A 4,111-nucleotide genomic window follows, 5' to 3' on the forward strand; every position below is an offset into this window, starting at 1 on the left:
GTCATGGCAGTAGTGGCGTGACCCAACTAAAATGGTGGAATAGATTGGCTTCGTAGTCAGGGCTTCAGCCCTCTTCAGCTAGGAGGAGAGAGAACTAAAGTTCTCACTACAAACAAAGCCCTATTTTAGCTGAGTCATAACAGTAGTAGCTCGGCAATGTACCGCATAACAGAGCAAACTGCTGTATTGGCGAGCAAGTCGGAAAATATAAAACTTTACTAAATTTTTATATTCAGCGGGTTAGATTTCATCGTAACTCTACCCATTTTGCTGATGATTGATGGAAACTAGAGAAAGCAGATGCACCCTGCCTTACAAAAGACCCTAAATGAATATGAAAGGGCAGATGCACCCCTGAAACCCTGACAGCCGCCCACATTCTGATTGACAGCACGTACTTAAATCAAAATGTGGGCTTCACTTCTAGGGTAGAAATTTCTAGGGGCAATTGTTGTGATCTAAATTTCCGCTACTGTGTGGTAAAAACGGACTTTTTAGTGATAGCGATCACTAAAGCATCGGTCTAGTCATCCCAGTTAGCGATAAAAAAAGTAATAAGTCAATTGTAGGGGCAGCGCTGGGGGAATGTCGCTATTCATGATATCGATTCAAGGTGCTTCTTTTTTCTTCATAAAACTGGCTGGCAACGAATCCGAGGGAATAAATGAGAGCTGCATTACTAGAAGCTCCCACGGCTGCACCAATGACCGGAAGAATTTCGATAAAACTCAAACCCCCTTTAAGAACTCCGGAACCCCCTACAGATAAGCCAAAAATTGCCAGAACTTCACCGCGTCGCGTTGGCTCTTTTAGCGAAAATCCATAAGCCGCCGCAATGCGATAAACCATCTGTGCTTGGAGTGCTGTAACCGCCGCTAGCTCAATCCCAAATAAAGCCAGTGCTAAAGGGGGGATAAAGTTGGTGATTAATCCCAACCTACCTCCTTGGATTGCTGTATCCACCACAATCCGGTGAGCAAGCTGTTCGGATGTGTCAAATGGGTACTCCTGTCGCAGCTTGTCTACGTCTTTTTGAGCTTGCTCCAAATCCACTTGACCCAATGCAGCAACGAGCAAGCTAATCCCTGGTACTTTGGCAGCATACTTAGTCACCGGATGTTCTGCAATGGGTGCCAAGATTTTGCCCACCTTTTCCGTTCCTGGTTCTAGGAATCGCACAGCCGCAGGGCGAACAGCTTCTCCTACAGCCTTGCTGGTGCTGGTAATGGTATCAGCCGCTGATTGCGTGGCTTTAGTCGCCAACTGAGTGGCAAACGTGGCGACTTGAGTGGTTGTTGCGATCGCGTCACTGATTTGGTCTGTAAATGAACTATTTTTCCGTTGTGCTGTCATATTGCAGTTAATTTTTATACATTGTGGTGGTTGTCACTTCTACTCTAAAAGAACAAAGACTCAATATCATCTATCATTTGATAGTAAAACTCGCCCAAAGAGGCTCAGTTAAGCTGCTAAAATCTAAAATCTAAAATGAGATGCGCTCTGAGTCGTATTATGATTCACTAGAATTAAACGTTAGTAGTGACTGAATAGTCGTGAATAAACATCCCCTGTTTCGGTCAATAATCAAAATCCTAGGATTTTACCTAGCCCTGGGATTGGGTGTTTCTACAATACCAGCTAATGCCCAGTTTCGAGAGGACTTTGAGCAAGACTTTCAACAACAATGTCAGCGAGCCAGACAAGCTCCCGGTGCTAATTTGAGTGAAAGAACTGAATACGACAGGCGTCTCGAACAAGCGTATGTTTTACCGAGGCAAAATCGACCGAGTTTAGTCGGTTGTGATTTGAGATCAGCTGACCTCAGAGGAGCCAATTTAGGAGGTGTTGATCTCAGCGCTGCCAACTTTAGTCCTAAAACATCGGTGAATCGGGCAATTGTCACAGAAGTCCCCGCCAATCTTGCAGGAGCCAATCTGAGCAATGCCAAGTTAGATTATGCTAACTTGACTCGTGCCATTTTAGCTAATGCTAATTTTCGCGGTGCTCGGTTGTACGATACCAATTTGAGTGGCGCTCAAATCGTTGGTGCTAGCTTAGATGATACATTTGCCTCTTATGTTATTTTATATGGGGCAAATTTGAGTGGATCAACTCTGAGTTTGGGAAATTTTAGCTCGGCGAGAATGACAGGTGCTGATTTAAGCAATACAAATCTTTTTCGAGCCAATTTGACATTAGCGGACTTAACCAATGTCAATTTCAATGGGGCAAATCTCAGTGAAGCTGATTTAAGCGGCGCGAACTTGACAGGAGCAAAACTCATTGAAACGGATCTTCGGGGAGCAACAGGTGTCAATTTGCAGGGAGCGCAGTTATGCCGAACAATGCTTCCTGATGGCACAGTAGCGGCTCCAAATTGCGTGGTGACGGATAATAATCCATCTGTTGAGGTACGTCCAGAATTGTTTTAGGCAATGGGGAAGATGAGGGAGATGGGGGAGCAGGGGGAGCAGGGGAAGCTGAGGGAGTAAGTGAATGACGAATGACGAATGACGAATGACAAATGACAAATGACAAATGACAAATGACATAAATTGCAATTTGTCTTGCAATCCCCACGCTCTACGTCAGTAGCGTGGGGTTATTGAAGGTTCACATCACCGCAAGGTAACAAACTCCTCAGAGGTCGAGGGATGAATACCAACGGTAGCATCAAAATCGGCTTTTTTCGCTCCCATTTTCACAGCGATCGCAACGCCCTGAATAATCTCCGCCGCTGATGCTCCAACCATGTGCGCTCCTAGCACTTTATCGGTGGTTTCGTCAACCACTAACTTGACTATAACCCGTTCCTCTCGACCAGTGAGAGTGTGGTACAAGGGGCGGAAACGGGCGCGATAGACTTTTACCCCATCGCCATGCTTTTCCCTGGCTTGGGCTTCGGTTAAGCCTACTGTTGCTGCTTCTGGGGTACTAAATACTGCCGAGGGGACATTTTCATAACTCATAACCCGAGATTTGCCGCCAAATTCTGTATCGGCAAAGGCACGCCCTTCGTTAATCGCAACTGGCGTCAAATTAATCCGATCGGTGCAATCCCCAACTGCATAGATATGAGGTTGAGAAGTACGGCTATACTCATCCACCGCGATCGCATCTTGACAGACATCGACTCCAGCCTTCTCCAGTGCCAGATTCTGGAGATTAGGCTTGCGCCCCGTGGCGGACAGAAAGATGTCTCCAATTACGGTTTCCTCATACTTGCCGCAAACCGTAACCTTCAGTCCATCTTCTGTCTTTTCAATCGCTGTTGGTACGCTACCATCCAAAATCCGGATACCGTGTTGGCGCATTCCCTCCTGGATTTGAGTCCGAATATCGTCATCAAACCCCCGCAAAATCTTCTCCTTGCGAATAATCTGGGTTACCTCAGAACCCAAGCCATGCATAATACAAGCAAATTCCACACCAATGTAGCCACCGCCGAGAATCACCACTCGCTTAGGTTGCTCCTTGAGTAGGAACATATCATCGGAGATAATCGCATGTTCTATACCCGGAATATTTGGTGTAACCGGGTGTCCACCCACGGCAATCAAAATTTTATCCGCACTCACTTTCTGTGACGCCGTACTGCTATTGGGCGACTCAAAAATCTCTAATGTATGAGGGTCAACAAACTTGGCATAACCCCGAAACAGTTGCACTTCGGAATTATCCAACATCCGCAGGTAAATCCCATTCAGGCGTTCGAGTTCCTTTTGCACCGCCTCAATCATTTTATGCCAGTCGAGAGTGCTTTGTACAGGACTCCAGCCATACCCTTGCGCCTCTTCAAACACTTCCGGAAAATGAGAGGCATAAACCATCAGTTTTTTGGGAATACAGCCGCGATTCACACAGGTTCCTCCCAAGCGGCTGTATTCGGCTAATCCTACCTTTGCCCCATATTGTGCTGCTCGTCGTGCTGTGGCAATTCCGCCTGAACCGCCACCAATAACAAACAGATTAAAATCGTAACTCATAACTCGGTCAACTCCGTTTGATCAGCATGTAAACTACTTATCACTGTACGCGAATAGCATTTTGTATTGATTCCCCTAGAACTGAGTTGATAAAAGACTCGTTGTTCTGATTTAATAAACTGTAT

At 45.9% G+C, this 4,111-nt stretch carries 3 protein-coding genes; 1 reads left to right on the top strand and 2 read right to left on the bottom strand.

Annotated features, from left to right (window positions below; genetic code table 11):
- Positions 1–591: 591 nt before the first annotated feature.
- Positions 592–1,353 carry a hypothetical protein gene (locus ACLFWI_RS27780; RefSeq protein WP_446407951.1) on the bottom strand — a complete coding sequence of 254 codons (762 nt, stop codon included), beginning with the start codon at positions 1,351–1,353 and terminating at the stop codon, positions 592–594.
- A 200-nt stretch (positions 1,354–1,553) separates the two neighbouring features.
- Here ACLFWI_RS27780 and ACLFWI_RS27785 point away from each other — a divergent pair, with 200 nt between their 5' ends.
- Positions 1,554–2,432, top strand: a complete 879-nt coding sequence (locus ACLFWI_RS27785) for a pentapeptide repeat-containing protein (RefSeq protein ID WP_446415623.1) — start codon at positions 1,554–1,556, stop codon at positions 2,430–2,432.
- 186 nt (positions 2,433–2,618) lie between these two features.
- Here the strand turns inward: ACLFWI_RS27785 and gor are convergent, their stop codons facing one another.
- Positions 2,619–3,986: a glutathione-disulfide reductase gene (gene gor, locus ACLFWI_RS27790; RefSeq protein ID WP_446415624.1), complete on the bottom strand. Its 1,368-nt coding sequence runs from the start codon at positions 3,984–3,986 to the stop codon at positions 2,619–2,621.
- Positions 3,987–4,111 lie beyond the last annotated feature (125 nt).

It is taken from the genome of Coleofasciculus sp., from assembly GCF_046539235.1.
GTDB lineage: Bacteria > Cyanobacteriota > Cyanobacteriia > Cyanobacteriales > Coleofasciculaceae > Coleofasciculus.

What these genes read in the sequence shown, in the direction of transcription:
- ACLFWI_RS27780 (WP_446407951.1), bottom strand. Translation starts at nt 1,353, where the DNA reads ATGACAGCACAACGGAAAAATAGTTCATTTACAGACCAAATCAGTGAC.
- gor (WP_446415624.1), bottom strand. Translation starts at nt 3,986, where the DNA reads ATGAGTTACGATTTTAATCTGTTTGTTATTGGTGGCGGTTCAGGCGGA.